Source organism: Bradyrhizobium ivorense (assembly GCF_900696085.1).
In the GTDB taxonomy this organism is placed as follows: Bacteria; Pseudomonadota; Alphaproteobacteria; order Rhizobiales; family Xanthobacteraceae; genus Bradyrhizobium; species Bradyrhizobium ivorense.
In genome coordinates this window covers 1,065,400-1,082,561 of sequence record NZ_CAADFC020000016.1, presented here as the reverse complement: position 1 = coordinate 1,082,561, position 17,162 = coordinate 1,065,400, and the positions used below count along the sequence as shown (strand labels likewise).

The 17,162-nt window shown below is 65.2% G+C and carries 16 protein-coding genes; 8 read left to right on the top strand and 8 right to left on the bottom strand.

The features are described from left to right. Positions 1 to 442: 442 nt before the first annotated feature. The 4 genes from thrC to CI41S_RS24970 all read left to right on the top strand — a co-directional run bounded on the left by thrC (position 443) and on the right by CI41S_RS24970 (position 4,668). Complete coding sequence (gene thrC, locus CI41S_RS24985; RefSeq protein ID WP_172628181.1) at positions 443 to 1,861, top strand: threonine synthase; 1,419 nt, start codon at positions 443 to 445, stop codon at positions 1,859 to 1,861. Then, the gene (locus CI41S_RS24980; RefSeq protein WP_139861979.1) at positions 1,858 to 3,147 is read left to right on the top strand and encodes a M16 family metallopeptidase; all 1,290 of its coding nucleotides are present in this window, start codon (positions 1,858 to 1,860) and stop codon (positions 3,145 to 3,147) included. Before thrC ends, CI41S_RS24980 begins: the two co-directional genes overlap by 4 nt. A 169-nt stretch (positions 3,148 to 3,316) precedes the next feature. Beyond that, positions 3,317 to 3,904, top strand: coding sequence for a GNAT family N-acetyltransferase (locus CI41S_RS24975; protein WP_139486867.1), 588 nt, complete (start codon positions 3,317 to 3,319; stop codon positions 3,902 to 3,904). A gap of 116 nt (positions 3,905 to 4,020) precedes the next feature. After that, complete coding sequence (locus CI41S_RS24970) at positions 4,021 to 4,668, top strand: hypothetical protein (protein ID WP_139486868.1); 648 nt, start codon at positions 4,021 to 4,023, stop codon at positions 4,666 to 4,668. Positions 4,669 to 4,786: 118 nt separating this feature from the next. On the opposite strand, the gene CI41S_RS24965 is transcribed toward CI41S_RS24970, so the two are convergent. The 5 genes from CI41S_RS24965 to CI41S_RS24945 form a co-directional block, all read right to left on the bottom strand. After that, positions 4,787 to 5,272 (bottom strand): F0F1 ATP synthase subunit B family protein, encoded by a 486-nt coding sequence (locus tag CI41S_RS24965; RefSeq protein ID WP_139861978.1) that lies wholly within the window; start codon positions 5,270 to 5,272, stop codon positions 4,787 to 4,789. Between the two features lie 4 nt (positions 5,273 to 5,276). Further along, the gene (locus CI41S_RS24960) at positions 5,277 to 5,843 is read right to left on the bottom strand and encodes a F0F1 ATP synthase subunit B (RefSeq protein ID WP_139861977.1); all 567 of its coding nucleotides are present in this window, start codon (positions 5,841 to 5,843) and stop codon (positions 5,277 to 5,279) included. 123 nt (positions 5,844 to 5,966) lie between these two features. After that, positions 5,967 to 6,197, bottom strand: a complete 231-nt coding sequence (locus CI41S_RS24955; RefSeq protein WP_016847054.1) for a F0F1 ATP synthase subunit C — start codon at positions 6,195 to 6,197, stop codon at positions 5,967 to 5,969. Positions 6,198 to 6,253: 56 nt separating this feature from the next. Further along, positions 6,254 to 7,003 carry a F0F1 ATP synthase subunit A gene (locus tag CI41S_RS24950; protein ID WP_139861976.1) on the bottom strand — a complete coding sequence of 250 codons (750 nt, stop codon included), beginning with the start codon at positions 7,001 to 7,003 and terminating at the stop codon, positions 6,254 to 6,256. Between the two features lie 72 nt (positions 7,004 to 7,075). Further along, positions 7,076 to 7,447 (bottom strand): AtpZ/AtpI family protein, encoded by a 372-nt coding sequence (locus CI41S_RS24945; protein WP_139486872.1) that lies wholly within the window; start codon positions 7,445 to 7,447, stop codon positions 7,076 to 7,078. A 254-nt stretch (positions 7,448 to 7,701) separates the two neighbouring features. Here CI41S_RS24945 and CI41S_RS24940 point away from each other — a divergent pair, with 254 nt between their 5' ends. Genes CI41S_RS24940 through CI41S_RS24930 form a run of 3 tightly spaced genes read left to right on the top strand, consistent with a single transcriptional unit; the run spans position 7,702 to position 9,396 of the window. Further along, positions 7,702 to 8,325 (top strand): 2-hydroxychromene-2-carboxylate isomerase, encoded by a 624-nt coding sequence (locus tag CI41S_RS24940; RefSeq protein WP_139486873.1) that lies wholly within the window; start codon positions 7,702 to 7,704, stop codon positions 8,323 to 8,325. Positions 8,326 to 8,354: 29 nt separating this feature from the next. Next, positions 8,355 to 8,873, top strand: coding sequence for a hypothetical protein (locus CI41S_RS24935; RefSeq protein ID WP_139861975.1), 519 nt, complete (start codon positions 8,355 to 8,357; stop codon positions 8,871 to 8,873). Between the two features lie 49 nt (positions 8,874 to 8,922). Then, positions 8,923 to 9,396 (top strand): secondary thiamine-phosphate synthase enzyme YjbQ, encoded by a 474-nt coding sequence (locus CI41S_RS24930; RefSeq protein WP_139861974.1) that lies wholly within the window; start codon positions 8,923 to 8,925, stop codon positions 9,394 to 9,396. Positions 9,397 to 9,489: 93 nt separating this feature from the next. On the opposite strand, the gene CI41S_RS24925 is transcribed toward CI41S_RS24930, so the two are convergent. Further along, the gene (locus tag CI41S_RS24925) at positions 9,490 to 11,124 is read right to left on the bottom strand and encodes an MFS transporter (protein ID WP_210242700.1); all 1,635 of its coding nucleotides are present in this window, start codon (positions 11,122 to 11,124) and stop codon (positions 9,490 to 9,492) included. Positions 11,125 to 11,439: 315 nt separating this feature from the next. Here CI41S_RS24925 and CI41S_RS24920 point away from each other — a divergent pair, with 315 nt between their 5' ends. Then, positions 11,440 to 12,114, top strand: a complete 675-nt coding sequence (locus CI41S_RS24920; RefSeq protein WP_139486876.1) for a response regulator — start codon at positions 11,440 to 11,442, stop codon at positions 12,112 to 12,114. Positions 12,115 to 12,275: 161 nt separating this feature from the next. Here the strand turns inward: CI41S_RS24920 and CI41S_RS24915 are convergent, their stop codons facing one another. Together CI41S_RS24915 and hemA are read right to left on the bottom strand one after the other, a co-directional pair. Beyond that, on the bottom strand, positions 12,276 to 15,785 hold the full coding sequence (locus tag CI41S_RS24915; protein WP_139861973.1) for a PAS domain-containing hybrid sensor histidine kinase/response regulator: 3,510 nt from the start codon (positions 15,783 to 15,785) through the stop codon (positions 12,276 to 12,278). A 115-nt stretch (positions 15,786 to 15,900) separates the two neighbouring features. Continuing rightward, positions 15,901 to 17,130, bottom strand: a complete 1,230-nt coding sequence (gene hemA, locus CI41S_RS24910) for a 5-aminolevulinate synthase (protein ID WP_139486878.1) — start codon at positions 17,128 to 17,130, stop codon at positions 15,901 to 15,903. Positions 17,131 to 17,162: the final 32 nt, after the last annotated feature.

Genomic DNA, 17,162 nt, shown 5'->3' with positions numbered 1-17,162 from the left:
CATTCCGGGATCTCGCTTCGCGAGTCCCCGGAATCACGCGGACGTTTGCGCAAACGCCAGACGCGTCATTGCGAGCCAACGGGTCGCGCGAACGCGCGCCCGATGACAGGCTCCGCGAAGCAATCCATCGAGCAGCATATGCGGAGCGATGGATTGCTTCGTCGCTTCGCGCCTCGCAATGACGGCGTGGGACCTTGACCGCGCCACACCCTCAGCGTCGTCCCGGCGCAGGCCAGGACGGACGACGTGGAGGGGAGCGATGCGCCCCGCCGCACCGAACCGATGCTTCAACACCACCTCAAGCGACCCCGGGACGCACGCTTCGGGCTACCCTTTGCTGGTCCGATCTTCTATGGTGACCGTTCGGCACGCCCGGAGGCGTGCGAGATACTTCCATGATATCAAAGGCTTAAGGCTCGGATCGAAGCCTTTGGAGGGCGGTTTGACGCGGTATATTTCGACCAGGGGTGAAGCCCCTCAGCTGGGCTTTTGCGATGTGATGCTGACCGGGCTGGCCCGCGACGGCGGGCTCTACGTGCCCGAGACCTGGCCGCAGCTGTCGCCCGAACAGATCGCCGCGCTGTTCGGCCGGCCCTATTGGGAAGTCGCGGTCGAGGTGATCCGCCCGTTTGTGGCCGGCGAGATTTCCGATGCCGAGCTCGGCCGCATGGCGAACGAGGCCTATGCCACGTTCCGCCATCCCGCGGTGGTGCCGCTCGACCAGGCCGGGCCGAACCAATTCTTGCTCGAGCTGTTCCACGGGCCGACGCTGGCGTTCAAGGACGTCGCGATGCAGTTGATCTCGCGGCTGATGGATCACGTGCTGGCCAAGCGTGCCCAGCGCACCACCATCGTGGTCGCGACCTCCGGCGACACCGGCGGCGCCGCGGTGGAAGCCTTTGCCAATCTCGACAATGTCGACCTCGTCGTGCTGTTCCCGAACGGGCGCATCTCCGACGTGCAGCGCCGGATGATGACGACGACCGGCGCCGCCAACGTCCATGCGCTGGCGGTCGAAGGCACGTTCGACGATTGCCAGGCGCTGGTGAAGGCGATGTTCAACAACCATCGCTTCCGCGACACCGTCGCGCTGTCCGGCGTCAACTCGATCAACTGGGCGCGCATCGTGGCGCAGGTGGTCTACTACTTCACCTCGGCGGTCGCGCTCGGCGCGCCGCAGCGGACTGTCGATTTCACGGTGCCCACTGGCAATTTCGGCGACATCTTCGCCGGCTACGTGGCAAAACGGATGGGGCTGCCGATCCGCTGGCTGCGCATTGCCGCCAACGTCAACGACATCCTGCCGCGCACGTTGAAGACCGGCATCTACGAGGTGCGCGAGGTGCATGCGACGACGTCGCCGTCGATGGACATCCAGGTGTCCTCGAATTTCGAGCGGCTGCTGTTCGAGGCCAGCGGCCGCGACGCCGACCAGGTCCGCCGCCTGATGGCCTCGCTGAAGCAGTCCGGCCGCTTCGTGCTGCCGGATGCGACGCTGGCTGCCGTGCGGTGCGATTTCGACGCCAGCCGTGCCGACGAGACCGAGACCGCGGCGGCGATCCGCGCCGCCTGGCGCGAGGCCGGCGATCTGGTCGATCCGCACACCGCGGTGGCGCTCGCGGTCGCCGACCGCGATACGTCCGACTCGAAGATTCCCAACATCGTGCTGTCGACCGCGCATGCGGCGAAATTCCCCGACGCGGTCGAGGCTGCCTGCGGGGTGCGCCCGCAGCTGCCGGCCTGGCTCGGCGGCCTGATGGCCAAATCGGAACATATGACTGTGATGAAGAACGATTCCGCCGAGATCGAGCGCTTCGTGCTGTCGGTCAGCCGCGCCGCCAAGCAGGGAGCCATCGGATGAGCGTCGAGATCACAAAACTGCCGAGCGGGCTGACCATCGTCACCGACACCATGCCGCATCTGGAAACCGCGGCGCTCGGCGTCTGGGCCGGCGTCGGCGGTCGCGACGAGAAGCCGAACGAGCACGGCATCTCGCATCTGCTGGAACATATGGCGTTCAAGGGCACCACGCGGCGTTCCTCGCGCGAGATCGTCGAGGAGATCGAGGCGGTCGGCGGCGACCTCAACGCCGGCACCTCGACCGAGACCACGGCCTATTATGCGCGGGTGATGAAGGCGGACGTGCCGCTGGCGCTCGACGTGCTGTCCGACATTCTTGCCAATCCGTCCTTCGTGCCCGACGAGCTCGAGCGCGAGAAGGGCGTGATCGTGCAGGAGATCGGCGCGGCGCAGGACACCCCCGATGACGTCGTGTTCGAGCATCTCAACGAGCTCTGCTATCCGGACCAGCCGATGGGCCGTTCGCTGCTCGGCACCGCCAAGACCCTGAAGGCCTTCAACCGCGACATGCTGCGCGGCTATCTCTCGACGCATTACCGCGCGCCCGACATGGTGGTCGCCGCCGCCGGTGCCGTCGACCACAAGCGCATCGTCGAGGACGTCACCCAGAAATTTGCCAGCTTCGACGCCACGCCGGCACCGAAGCCGCAGGCGGCGATGTTCGGCAAGGGCGGTTCCAAGGTCGTGCATCGCGAGCTCGAACAGGCGCATCTGACGCTGGCGCTCGAGGGCGTGCCGCAGACCGACCCGTCGCTGTTCTCACTGCAGGTCTTCACCAACACGCTCGGCGGCGGGATGTCGTCGCGGCTGTTCCAGGAGGTGCGCGAGAAGCGCGGCCTGTGCTACTCGATCTATACCTTCCACGCGCCCTACACCGACACCGGCTTCTTCGGCCTCTATACCGGGACCGATCCGGCCGACGCGCCCGAGATGATGGAAGTGATCGTCGATGTCATCAACGACGCCGTGGAGACCCTGACCGAGGCCGAGGTCGCCCGCGCCAAGGCGCAGATGAAGGCCGGCCTGTTGATGGCGCTGGAGAGCTGCTCATCCCGGGCCGAACAATTGGCACGCCATGTGCTAGCCTATGGGCGGCCGCAGACGGTGGAGGAACTGGTGGCGCGAATCGATGCGGTCAGCGTCGAATCGAGCCGCAATGCCGCCCGCGCGCTGCTGTCGCGCAGCCGCCCGGCCGTTGTGGCGCTCGGCAGTGGAAGAGGTCTGGACACGGCGGTGTCTTTTGCGGAAGGATTGACCCAGTCAAAGGCAAAGACGCTGCTGCATTAGGAGATATAGTTCACCTCTCCCCGCCTGCGGGGAGAGGTCGGATTGCGAAGCAATCCGGGTGAAGGGGTACAGGTCCCAACGATCGGCTCGCTCGTGGATGGAGCCCCTCACCCCGACCTTCTCCCTGCATATGCGGGGCGAGGGATCAATAGGCGGGGAGTAGTGGGCCATGGCCCTGTTTCGTTTGCCTTCCAGTGGACCGGCTGCATTGATGCCGCGCGGTCACGGGTTGTTGCTGCGCGCGCCGCAGATGTCGGATTTCCCGCAATGGGCGCAGCTTCGCGAATTCAGCCGCGGCTATCTCACGCCATGGGAGCCGATCTGGCCCTCCGACGACCTGACCCGCTCGGGCTTCCGCCGCCGCCTGCGCCGCTACACCGAGGACATCGCGGCCGACCGCTCCTATCCGTTCATCATCTTCCGCGAATCGGACGGGATGATGATCGGCGGCATCACGCTCGCCAATGTCCGCCGCGGCATCGTGCAGGCCGGAACCATCGGCTACTGGGTCGGTCAGCCCCACGCCGATCGCGGCTACATGACGACGGCGCTGCGGGTGTTGCTGCCGTCGCTGTTCGGCGAACTCAATCTGCATCGCATCGAGGCGGCCTGCATTCCCTCCAACGGCCCGTCGATCCGCGTGCTGGAGAAGTGCGGCTTCACCCGCGAGGGGCTGGCGCGGCGCTATCTCTGCATCAACGGGATCTGGCAGGACCACCTGCTGTTCGGGCTGCTGCATGAGGATTTTCGCGGCTGACCTTCGCCTATTGGCTGACGGCGGCGGCCGCCCGGCGCCTTGGGTTCGCCGTCATTGCCTTGCTATAAGGCGCCCCTTGAAACAAGGAACTTTGCTTGGAGGCTTTGGGATATCGCATGGGTGACAGGGTGATCAGGCTCGCGATCGCGGCGGCGGTATCGGTTGGTCTCGGCGCGGCCCTGCTGCCACAGGCGAGCTCGGCGCAGTCCCTGAGCGACCGCTTCAAGAGCCTGTTCGGCGGCGGTTCGTCGGATTCCGACAAGCCGGCTGCCGCGCCGGCGGCGCCGCGGCAGCTCGATGACAGCGATGCCGAGCTGACCTGTCCGCCGGTGCAGATCCGGGCCGGCGCATCGACCTATTCGGTGGCGGCGCCCGGCAAGCAGCCGGTCGGCAATGATCTCAAGTTCCTGGCCTCGATCACGCGCACCGCGCGGCAGTGCAGCCTGAACAACGGCGAGATCACCGCCAAGATCGGGATTCAGGGCCGGGTGATCGTCGGTCCCTCGGGCGCGCCGCCGTCGGTCGAAGTGCCGCTGCGCGTCGCCGTGGTGCGCGGCGGCGTCGGCGAGAAGACCATCGCGACCAAGGCTTACACGACCACGGTGCAGATCGACGAGAGCGGCAGCGTGCCGTTCAGCCTGGTCGCCGAGGACGTCGTCTATCCCGCGCCGTCGGCGGCCGAGAACGACGCCTATGTCTTCTATATCGGCTTCGACCCGCAGGCCTTGAAGGGCGAGCCCAAAGCCCGTCCGAGGAAGAAGTAGCGGCAACATCCGGCGTGCGACCATAACGGGATCGCAACCATTCGAAAGAAAGACGGGACAAACGAAAAGGCCGGCGCGATCGTCTCGCGCCGGCCTTTGTCGTTAGATCGGTGTCGCGTCAGTTCAGCTTGGAACGGACTTCGGCGATGCCCTTGTTGAGCAGGTCGTCGGCGACCGAGCCCTTGACCTGTTGCGACAGGATGGTCGAGGCGGCGGCGACCGCGGCGTTGGCGGCCGCGGCGCGGACGTCGGCCACGGCCTGGGCCTCGGCCTGGGCGATCTTGCTCTCGGCGGTCTTGGTCCGCCGCGTAACAAACTCTTCCATCCGGGTCTTGGCCTCGGCCGCGATCCGTTCGGCCTCGGCCTTGGCGCTGGAGATGATCTCCTCGGCCTCGCGCTCGGCGCTGGCCCGGCGGGCTTTGTAGTCGCCGAGCAGCTTGGCGGCCTCTTCCTTCAGACGGCGGGCGTCGTCGAGTTCGGCCTTGATGCGCTCGGCACGGTGGTCGAGCGCGGTGAGCAGCGTGCGATGGACGCCGAGATAGGCGAACACGACCATCAGGATGATGAAGGCGATCGCGACCCAGGTTTCCGGTTCGTAGAACATCCGTCTATCCCTTCAGCGTCGCGTCGACGGCGCTGCCGACTGCGTTCGCATCCGGCGTCACGCCGGACAGCTGCCGGACGATGGCGCCGGCCGCATCCGCCGCGATGCCGCGGACGTTGCTCATGGCGTTCGTCCGGGTCGTTGCGATCTGCTTCTCGGCGTCGGCGAGCTTGGCCGCCAGTTTCTCCTCCAGCGCCTTGCGTTCGGCTTCGGAGGCCGCGTTCAGCTTCTCGCGGGTCTCGTTGCCGATCGCCTGCGCGCGGGAGCGTGCATTGGCCAGTTCGCTCTCATAGGCCTTCAGCGCAGCGTCGGACTCGTCCTTCAGCTTCTGCGCATCGGCCAGGTCGCCCTCGATCTTGTTCTGCCGTGCATCGATGGCACCGCCGACGCGCGGCAGTGCGATTTTCGACACGATCAGATAGAGCGCGACGAACGCAATCGCCAGCGACACCAGTTGCGAGGCGTAATAGGTGGAATCGAACGGCGGAAAGGTTCCGCCGTGATGTCCGCCATCGGCCTCGGTGTGGGCACCGGCTTTCTGGCCTTTTGCCTCGCCATGACTCTCAGCCATGGTGTTCTCCTGTTGCTGTCATGCGCGCCGCCCTTGGAACGATCCTTGGAACGATTTTGGGCGGCGCGAAGGGGTTACCGCAAAGCGGAACCGGGTTACCGCAGAGCGGAACCGGGGTGCCGCTCAGAGCGGAACGAACAGCAGGAGCAGCGCGATCAGCAGCGAGAAGATGCCGAGCGCTTCGGTCACGGCGAAGCCGAAGATCAGGTTGCCGAACTGGCCCTGAGCGGCCGACGGGTTGCGCACCGCAGCAGCAAGGTAGTTGCCGAAGATAATGCCCACGCCAACGCCCGCACCGCCCATGCCGATGCACGCGATGCCCGCGCCGATAAGTTTTGCTGCTGCCGGTTCCATATGTAGCTCCTTGAGGAAAGATAGACAGATTGGTGGGTGGAGATTCCCCGGACCGCTTAGTGTCCCGGATGAATGGCGTCGTTGAGATAGATGCAGGTCAGGATCGCGAACACATAGGCCTGCAGGAACGCGACCAGCAGTTCCAGCGCCTGGAGCGCAACCGTGAGTGCCAGCGGCAGCACGCCGCCGAACCAGCCGAGCGCGCCCAGCGAGAAGCCGAGCATCGCGACGAAGCCCGCGAACACCTTCAGCGCAATGTGGCCGGCCAGCATGTTGGCGAACAGACGCACGCTGTGCGAAACCGGCCGCAGGAAGAACGACAGCACCTCGATGAACATCACCAGCGGCAGGATGTAGATCGGAACGCCGGACGGCACGAAGATCTTGAAGAATTTCACGCCGTTCTTGTAGAGGCCGTAGATCAGCACGGTGAAGAACACCAGGAGCGCCAGCGCGGCGGTGACGATCAGATGGCTCGCAACCGTGAAGGTGTAGGGAATGATGCCCACCAGGTTCGAGACGCAGATGAACATGAAGATCGAGAAGATCAGCGGGAAGAACTTCATGCCCTCCGCGCCGGCCGTGCTGCGAATCGTGGTGGCGACGAACTCGTAGGAGATCTCGGCGACCGACTGCAGCCGCCCCGGAATCAGCTCACGGCCGCTCGCCAGCATCAGCAGCGCGATCAGCAGCACCGCGATGAACATGTAGAGCGACGAGTTGGTGAAGGCGATCGTGTGATTGCCGATATGACCGAGCGTGAAGAGGGGCTCGATATTGAACTGGTGGATCGGGTCGATTTTCATCCGCGCGGCTCTTGGTCCACCGGCCGTCGTGCCGGTAATCGAATTTCAAATGTCGTGACTTCCCGCCGGCGCTCAACGCTTGCCCGAGGCCCTGCCAGCAGACCTCACCACGTTGACCACGCCGGCGACGAAGCCGAGCAGCATGAACACGATGAAGCCGAATGGCGACGTCGACAGCCAACGGTCGACTCCCCAGCCAATCGCCGCTCCGACGGCAACGCCCGCGATCAGCTCCGACGAAAGACGAAAACCGAGCGCCATCGCCGAAGCTCTGGCCGCACTGTCCCCGCCTTCAGTACCGGGTTGATCAGTCTTGCTCCTGCGGCTGTCGCGAATTTCAGACAACCGATGATCGAGACTTCCGAGCCTTGCGGAAAGCGCAGCTTCGTCAGGAGACGATTGATCGCGATTTCCACCTGCGTCTTCGTTGGTGTTTTCAGCCATGCTGCAAACACTAACCGATGCCGCGGATGATGGAAATTACGCCCGTCCCCGTCGAAAGCCGCGCGGACCATACTGACCGCGTCTAATCAAGTCAAGATTGCGTCGTAACCAGCTATTGCTTTGATTTTGCTGGATTTATCTGGAGATATTCAAGGTCAGAGTGACGCAGTGATCGCACTGCAGCAGCTGGGATACAATGAAGCGATGTGGGATGCTCGAAGCCCACCCGTTCCACGTGCAGCCGGGAAGTCCATATGCCGCGCCAGGTCGACTACTATTTCTCGCTGCAATCGCCATGGGCGTATATCGGCCACAAGCCGTTCCTTGCACTCGTAAGCACTTACGATCTCAAGGTAAATTACCGCCCGGTGCTGCTGATCGATCTGTTCATGGAGACCGGCGGGCTGCCGCTCGCCAAGCGCCATCCGGTGCGGCAGCGCTACCGGATGATCGAGCTGCAGCGCTGGCGCGACAAGCGTGGGCTGAATTTCCACCTCCAGCCGGCCAACTGGCCGTTCAATCCGCGGCTGGCCGATGGCGTCGTGATCGCGGCGCTCGAGGCCGGCCTCGACGTCGAGCCCTATCTGCAACGGGCCTATCCCGCGGTCTGGGAGCAACAGCTCAACCTCGCCGATCCAGCGGTGCTGGTGCAGCTTGCCGACGATGCCGGTCTGCCCGGCCAGCAGCTCGTGGCGCGCTCGGCGAGCGAGGCGATCGACGCCGCCTATGAGCAGAACCGGCAGGATGCGCTGACTGCGGACGTGTTCGGCTCGCCGGGCTATGTGCTCGACGGCGAAGTATTCTGGGGCCAGGACCGGATCGAATTGCTCGAAGACGCGTTGAAGTCAGGTCGCAAGCCCTATAGCTCTGATAGTTAGGGGCCTGATTGGTAGAGGCGGAGCAAGTCATGCCGATAGCGACGTCGCCCTTGAAACTGTCCATCGCGATTGCGGCCACCGTCCTGACTGTCGGCGGTGCGGCGCGCGCGCAAGCGACACCCGACACCGAGAACGGCCGCTATGCGCTGTCTCCTGCAGGCGATGGTTTTCTGCGGCTCGACACCCGCACCGGCGCAGTGTCGACCTGCACCAGCTCCCGCGCCGGCTGGGCCTGCTATCTGGTGCCCGACGAGCGTGCGGCGCTGGATGCCGAGATCGGCCGCCTGCAGGCCGACAACGACCGGCTGAAGACCGAGCTCGCGGCGCGCGGGCCCGCCGTCTCCGGCAAAACCGACGAGGCGTTGCCGAAATCGGACCAGCTCAAGAAGGCGGAGCCGAAGACCGCCGAGAGCGAGCGCAAGATCGAGATCCCGCTGCCGAGCGACCGCGACATGGACCGCATGATGTCGTTCCTGGAGCGTGCCTGGCGGCGGCTGATCGAGATGGCCAACCGGGTGCAGCGCGACGTCAACGGCGGCAAGATTTGATGTGGCGCTGCCGCGGCTTTGGCCGGGACGACGTGTTGAGAGAGTGCAGATGAACTCGGCGAAAACAATGTCACACTCGGCGCCGTCTTCCGTCGCTGCAACCAGCATCGTCTCGTCGCGGCTGACGGTGCAGACCGCGGGCGCCGGGTTTACCGACATCACGCGCGAGGTCGCAAAATTCCTGCGCGAGGCGCGCGCCGGTGAGGGCGCGGTGAGCCTGTTCATCCGTCACACCTCGGCGTCGCTGACGATCCAGGAAAATGCCGATCCCACGGTGCTGGCCGACCTGATGACGGCGCTCGATCGCGCCGCGCCCGAGGACGGCGGCTGGCGTCACGACGCCGAGGGCCCCGACGACATGCCGGCGCACATCAAGACCATGCTGACGGCGACCTCGCTGCAGATCCCGGTGCTCGACGGCGCGATGGCGCTCGGCACCTGGCAGGGCATCTATCTGATCGAGCACCGCGCGCGCCAGCACAGCCGGGAGATCGTGCTGCAGTTCATCGGCGCGACGCGCTGACGCGTTCGATCGCGCTTCCAAATAACATCGGCCGCGGATCGCTCCGCGGCCGATGCATTTTCGATGGTGATGTCGACTGATCGGCTCTTGCGATCAGGTCTTGGTAATGTCGACGTCCTTGGTTTCCGGCAGGAACAGGAAGCCGATCACGAGGCTCATCAGGGCGACGCCGACCGGGTACCAGAGGCCCGAATAGATGTCGCCGGTGGCCGCCGCGATCGCGAACGCGGTGGCCGGCAGGAAGCCTCCGAACCAGCCGTTGCCGATGTGGTAGGGCAGCGACATGCTGCTGTAGCGGATGCGGCTCGGGAACAACTCGACCAGCCATGCCGCGATCGGTGCGTAGACGAGGGTTACGTAGATCACGAGGATCCAGAGCAGCACCGTCGTCATCACGGTGTTGATCTCGTTCGGATCGGCCGACGCCGGATAGCCGTGCTTCGTGATTGCCGCCGGCAGCGCCTTTGCGAAATCCGGGCTGTCGGCTGCAAGCGTCTGATCGCCGATCTTGACCTTGGCCTTGGTGCCGGCAGGCGCGGCTTCATTGGTGTAGTTCACCGACAGGTTCACGAGCGCGGACTTGGCCACGTCGCAGCTTGTGGTGAATTTCTCGGTGCCGGTCGCCTTGAACTGGAACGAGCACTCGTTCGGGTCGGCGATGACAGTCACCGGGGAGGACGCCAATGCGGTTTCGAGCTTCGGGTTGGCGAAGTGAGTGATGCCCTTGAAGATCGGGAAGTAGGTCAGCGCCGCGAGCAGGAAGCCGGCCAGAATGATCGGCTTGCGACCAATCTTGTCGGAGAGCCAGCCGAACAGGATGAAGCCGGGCGTTCCCAGTGCCAGCGCCACCACGATCATGATCTGTGCGGTGACGGCGGGGACCTTGATGGTCTGGGTCAGGAAGAACAGTGCATAAAACTGTCCGCCGTACCAGACGACGGCCTCACCGGCCGTGGCGCCGAGCAGCGCGAAGATCGCGACCTTGGCGTTGGACCACTCGGCAAACGATTCGGTGAGGGGCCGCTTCGACGTCTTGCCCTCTTCCTTCATCCGCTGGAAGACCGGCGACTCGTTCAGGCTCAGTCGAATCCAGATCGAGACGATCAGCAGGATGCCCGAGAGCAGGAACGGCACGCGCCAGCCCCAGTCACCGAATGCGGCCTCGCCCATCCAGGTCCGGATGCCCAGAATGAGCAGCAGGGCCATGAACAGGCCGAGCGTTGCCGTGGTCTGGATCCAGGACGTGTAGTAGCCGCGCTTGTTTTGCGGAGCATGTTCCGCAACGTAAGTGGCGGCGCCGCCATACTCGCCGCCGAGCGCAAGGCCCTGGACCAGGCGCAACCCGATCAGCACGACGGGCGCGGCAATGCCCCAGCTGTCATAGCCCGGAAGCAAGCCGATGAAGAAGGTGCCGATGCCCATGAGGGTCATCGTGACGAGGAACGTATATTTGCGACCGATCATGTCGCCGAGGCGGCCGAAAATCAGCGCACCGAACGGGCGCACCGCGAAGCCTGCGGCGAATGCCAGCAGCGCGAAAATGAAGCCGACATTTGGGGGTACGTTCGAGAAGAAGTATTTCGCCAGAAAGGCGCCAAGCGTTCCGTAAATGTAGAAGTCGTACCACTCGAACACGGTCCCGAGCGAGGAGGCAAAGATGACCTTTCTCTCTTCGCCGGTCATTCCACGTGTACGGACGTTTCCGCCCGCAGTCGCAGCTATCGTCATTCGTTTGCTCCCCAGTGCTTTTCCTCTTCCCACACGTCCGGCAGGCCGGATCGGATATGGGGACTCGCGGAAAGGTAACATCGCAGTGAAACCTGCCCCAATAAGACTTTTGGCCGTTGCACACTTGGTCTTATCGCCAGGTCTTATCGCCAGGAGTGCGAATGGGATGGAGCGCCGGCGGAAGCGTCTATTGCGGCGCACAAGTTCGGCGGGTTAACCGCGTTGGCATGTGGCATTACCAGGCGCTTGCGTGGTATTCCCGCCTGGGTGACAAAGGACTTCGCGGGTTTGTCAAAACCCGCTAATGGGACTGAGATGACTGCTGTTGCCAATACTCATCTTGTCATCGCTGACGACCATCCGCTGTTCCGTGATGCGTTGCGCCAGGCGGTGTCGAGTGTCGTGAGTTCGGCCACGATCAGCGAGGCCGGATCGTTCGAGGATCTCACCGCGCTGCTCGAACGGGACTCCGAGGTCGACCTGATTCTGCTCGACCTGACGATGCCGGGGATCAGCGGCTTCTCCGGACTGATCTATCTGCGCGCGCAGTATCCGGCGATCCCGGTGGTGATCGTCTCCGCCAGCGACGATGCCGGAACCATCCGCCGCTCGCTCGACTTCGGCGCCTCCGGTTTCATTCCAAAGCGCTTCGGCGTCGAGACGCTGCGCGACGCCATCATGAAGGTGATGGAAGGCGACGTCTGGGTTCCGCCGGACACCGATCTCTCGGCTGCCGGCGATCCCGACATGACGCGGCTGCGCGACCGCCTGGTGACGCTGACCCCGCAACAGGTGCGCGTGTTGATGATGCTGTCGGAGGGGCTGCTCAACAAGCAGATCGCCTATGAGCTCGGCGTCTCCGAGGCGACCATCAAGGCGCATGTCTCGGCCATCCTGCAGAAGCTCGGCGTCGAAAGCCGCACCCAGGCTGTGATCGCCGCCGCCAAGATCGCCGGCGGTCAATGGCGCCAGGGCACGCCGACGACTTAGAGACCACCGGTCAAACTTCATTCCGTCATCCTGAGGTGCTCGCCTCTTAGGCGAGCCTCGACGGATGCACGGCCCGGCTGGTGGCCGTCGATCCTTCGAGGGCCGCTGAAGAAGCGGCCGCCTCAGGATGACGGAATGAAGATCCCGCACGCCTGATCGCGCTACTCCGCTGCCACCATCTGCTGCGTCCGCCACTGTCCGAGCAAAGCGCGCAGCGAGGCCGGCTTGACCGGCTTGTTCAGCACCGCGATGTTTTCCTCGCGGGCGGCGCTGCGCACCGCCGGGCTGCGGTCGGCGGTGATCAGGATCGCCGGAATGTTGTCGCCGAAGCGGCGGCGGATCTCGCGGATCGCGGCGACGCCGTTGCCGCGGTCGAGATGGTAGTCGACCAGCACGCCGGTGACGCGGCCGTCGGCGGCCTCGATCGCGGTGATGGCGGCGTCGGCATCGGTCACCGCGATCACCTCGGCATCCCATGCCGTGAGCAGCGTCCTCATGCCGTCAAGGATGGCGGGGTCGTTCTCGATGCAGACGATCAGCGCGCCGCTCATCGGGGTCTTCGACACCGGGGTGGCGGTGGTGACGGCCGCGGTATGGTTGACCGCGGTTGCGATCGGCACCGTGACCGAGAACGCCGAGCCGCCGCTGTCATTGGCCGAGATCGCAATGCGGTGGTTGAGCACGCGCGCCAGCCGCTCGACGATCGAGAGCCCAAGGCCGAGACCGCGCGCGATCCGCGCGCCCTGCTCGAGCCGATGGAATTCCTTGAAGATCTCGCCGCGCTTCTGCACGGGAATGCCGACGCCGGTGTCGTAGACGCTGATCTGGAGCTGCTTGCCATGGCGGCGGCAGCCGATCAGCACGCGGCCGCGCGGGGTGTATTTGATCGCATTCGAGATGAAGTTCTGCATCAGCCGGCGCAGCAGCGAACGGTCGGACTCGACCGGCAGCGAGCAGGGCACGAAGCGCAGATCGAGACCCTTGTCGCGGGCGATCGGCATGAACTCGATCTCCAGCGACCGCATCAGGTCGGCCATCCGGAAGCTGGTGATCGCCGGCGTCATGGCGCCGGCATCGAGCCTCGAGATGTCGAGCAGCGCGCCCAGGATGTCCTCGATCGCCTCGAGCGAATCGTCGATGTTCTCGACCAGGCGGGAATCCTCGCCGCCGTTCTGGCGCTCGACCAGACTCGTGACATAGAGCCGCGCCGCATTGAGCGGCTGCAGGATGTCGTGGCTGGCCGCGGCCAGGAAGCGCGTCTTGGAGGCGTTGGCGTCTTCCGCGATGCCCTTGGCGAGCGCGAGCTCGGAGTTCAGCCGGGTCAGCTCCTCGGTGCGGTCGCGCACCCGTTTCTCCAGCGTCGCGTTGGCGCGCTCCAGCGCCTCGGCGGCCTCGAAGCTCGGCGTGACGTCGGAGAAGGTGATGACGAGGCCGCCGCCCGGCATCCGGTTGGCGCGCACCTCGATCACCTGGTGGCGGTCGATGAAGCGTTCCAGATAGGGTTCGCCCTCGGTGGTGTAGGCGCGCAGCCTGAGCTGCAGCAGGCTGTCGCTGTCGCCGGCCGGCGGCGGGCTGACCGCGCCCATGAATTCGAGGATCTCGGGTAAGGGGATGCCGAGCTGTACCAGATGCGGCGGCAGCGCCAGCAGCTCGGAGAACTGACGGTTGGAGCAGATCAGCTGCAGGTCGGGATCGAACACCGCGATGCCCTGCCGCACATGGTTGAGCGCGGTCTGCAGGATCTCGCGGTTGAAATGCAGCGCGGCGTGGGAATCGTCGAGCAGCTTCAGCGCGGCCTTGGCCGACACGGTGCGCCGCTGCAGCAATAGCGACATCACGAGGCGCGAGGACGCCGCCCCGATCGAGGAGGCGATCAACCGCTCGGCGTGCTGCAGCAATTCGAAATCGGCCGGCGCCTGTGGATCGAGCGCGATGTTGCGATCGGCGGCGAACGATGCGAACGCCTCCCGTGTGCGGTCGGGACCGAGATATTGCGTCACCGTGCTCTGGATGTCCTGCACCGTCACGGTGGTGCGCCAGCGCCGGAAGCTGGGGGCGATCGGCGCCAGCTCGTTGGGCACGAACAGGTCGGCCTGCAACAGCTCGATCGACGACGGGGCGCGCGCCAGCGAGAACACGACATAGGTCAGCATGTTGAGCGAGAGGCTCCACAGCACGCCGTGCAGGAGCGGCGGCAGATCGGCGCCGAACAGCGCCTGCGGCCGCAGCGCGTCGATGCCGAACGGCCCGTGCTGCAACAGCATCAGCCCGGCGGTCGAGGTTTCCAGGAAGCTCGGAATGAACAGCGTGTAGAGCCAGGTCGCAAAGCCGATCAGCATGCCGGCGATGGCGCCGCGCGCGGTGGCGCGGCGCCAGAACAGACCGCCGAAGAACGCCGGCGCCAGCTGGCTGATCGCGGCAAAGGAGAGCAGGCCGATCGAGACCAGCTGGGTGTTGCCGAGCGCGCGATAGTAGAAATACGCCATCACCATGATGGCGAAGATCGAGAACCGGCGCGCCTTCAGCAGGAAGTCGCCAAAGTCCTTGTGGCCGACCCGGGCATCGTCGCTGCGCGGCAGCACCAGCGGCAGCACGATGTCGTTGGAGACCATGATCGACAGCGCGACGCATTCGACGATCACCATCGCGGTGCCGGCCGACAGGCCGCCGACGAATACGGCAAGGCTGAGCAGCTGCGAATTACCCTCGATCGGCAGCGCCAGCACGAACATGTCGGCATCGACGGCGCCGAACGGGAAGATCACGAGGCCCGCGATCGCGATCGGAATCACGAACAGGTTGATGACGACGAGGTAGAGCGGGAACAGCCAGCGCGCCCGGTTGACGTCGGCGCTGGTCGAATTCTCCACGACGCTGACGTGGAACTGGCGCGGCAGCAGCATGATGGCGCAGAACGACAGCAGCGTCATGATCAGGAAATTGCCGACCGACGGCACATATTCGATGGCGCGCACCGCTTCCGGCGTCTTCAGGGCGCGCTCGTAGAGCTCGCCGGGCGAGAACATCCAGAAGGTGACGAAGGCGCCGGCGGCGATGAAGGCGACCAGCTTGACGATCGATTCGGCCGCGATCGCCAGGATCAGGCCGTGCTGGTGCTCGGTCGCGTCGGTGTGGCGGGTGCCGAACAGCACCGCGAACACGGCCATCGCCAAGGTCACCATCAGCGCGATATCGCCGATGATCGGGATCCTCGAGAACGCCTGGTCCTCGCTCAGGATCACCTCCAGCGACGAGGCGATCGCCTTCAGCTGCAGCGCGATGTAGGGCACCGAGCCGATGATCGCGATCAGCGCCACCGTCGCGGCCACCGCCTGGCTCTTGCCGTAGCGCGCGGCGATGAAATCGGCGATCGAGGTGATGTTCTGCGACTTGGCGAGCGCGATCACCCGGCGCAGCAGCGGCGTGCACAGCCCGATCATCAGGATCGGGCCGACATAGATCGCGAGGAAGTCGATGCTGGTGCGGGTGGCGAAGCCGACCGATCCGAAGAAGGTCCAGGAGGTGCAGTAAATCGCCAGCGACAGCGGATAGATCCACTGGCTGGCAAGGCCGCGCTCGCCGGGCGGCATCCGGTCGCCGCGGCTCGCGACGAAGAACAACAATCCGATGTAGGCGAACGCCGTGGCGATTACGCCCCAGTCGTGCAGCATCGCTGCTCATCTCCCTTCCCGGCCGGGGGAGGGCCAGGTCACGGGACTATAAACCCAAAGGGCCGGCCGCGCATCGCACGACCGGCCCGATTTCGGGGGGCAGGAACGGACAGGGTTACTCGGCGGCCAGCGATTTCCGGTGCAGCGGCAGGCCGAGCCGGTCCCAGACCTGCAGCAGGGCCTCGGCCAGCGCGTCGATCAGGCCGTCCTCGTGGTACGGCGAGGGGGTGATGCGCAGCCGCTCGGTGCCCTTGGCGACGGTCGGATAGTTGATCGGCTGGATGTAGATGCCGTGCTCCTCGAGCAGCAGGTCGGAGGCGCGCTTGCACTTCTCGGGGTCGCCGACGAACAGCGGCACGATGTGGGTGTCGCTCGACATCACCGGCAGGCCGGCGGCGGTCAGGATCGCCTTGGTGCGGGCGGCGCGGTCCTGGTGGCGCTCGCGCTCCCAGTTCGAGGTTTTCAGATGGCGGATCGCCGCGGTTGCGGCCGAGCAGATCGCCGGCGGCAGCGCGGTGGTGAAGATGAAGCCCGGGGCATAGGAGCGCACGGCGTCGATGATCTCGCGCTTGGCGGCAATGTAGCCGCCGAGGCAGCCGAACGCCTTCGCAAGCGTGCCCTCGAGGATGTCGATCCGGTGCATCACGCCGTCGCGCTCGGCAATGCCGCCGCCGCGCGGGCCGTACATGCCGACCGCGTGAACCTCGTCGACATAGGTCATGGCGCCGTATTTCTCGGCGAGATCGCAGATCTTGGCGAGCGGCGCGACATCGCCGTCCATCGAATAGAGGCTCTCGCAGACGATCAGCTTCGGCCGGTCGGGACCGGCGGCGATCAGCAGCTCTTCGAGATGCGCGACGTCGTTGTGGCGGAAGATCAGGCGGTCGCAGCCGGCCTGGCGCACGCCCTCGATCATCGAATTGTGGTTCAGCGCATCCGACAGGATCAGGCAGTTCGGAATCAGTTTTGCGATGGTCGAGATGCCGGTCTGGTTCGAGACATAGCCGGACGTGAAGAGCAGCGAGGCTTCCTTGCCGTGGAGGTCGGCGAGCTCCGCCTCGAGCTGCACCAGCGGATGATGGGTGCCCGCGATGTTGCGGGTGCCGCCGGCGCCGGTGCCGACCCGGGTCGCGGTCTCGACCATGGCGCCGACCACCTTTGGGTGCTGGCCCATGCCGAGATAGTCGTTGGAGCACCAGATCACGACATTGCGCTGGCCCTTCGGCGAGTGCCAGGTGGCGTGCGGGAAGCGGCCGGCGATCCGCTCGAGATCGGCGAACACGCGGTAGCGCCGCTCATCATGCAGGCGGGTGAGGGCGGCATTGAAGAACTGGTTGTAATCCATCGGCGAACCCACAAACGGAACCTGACCGGGCA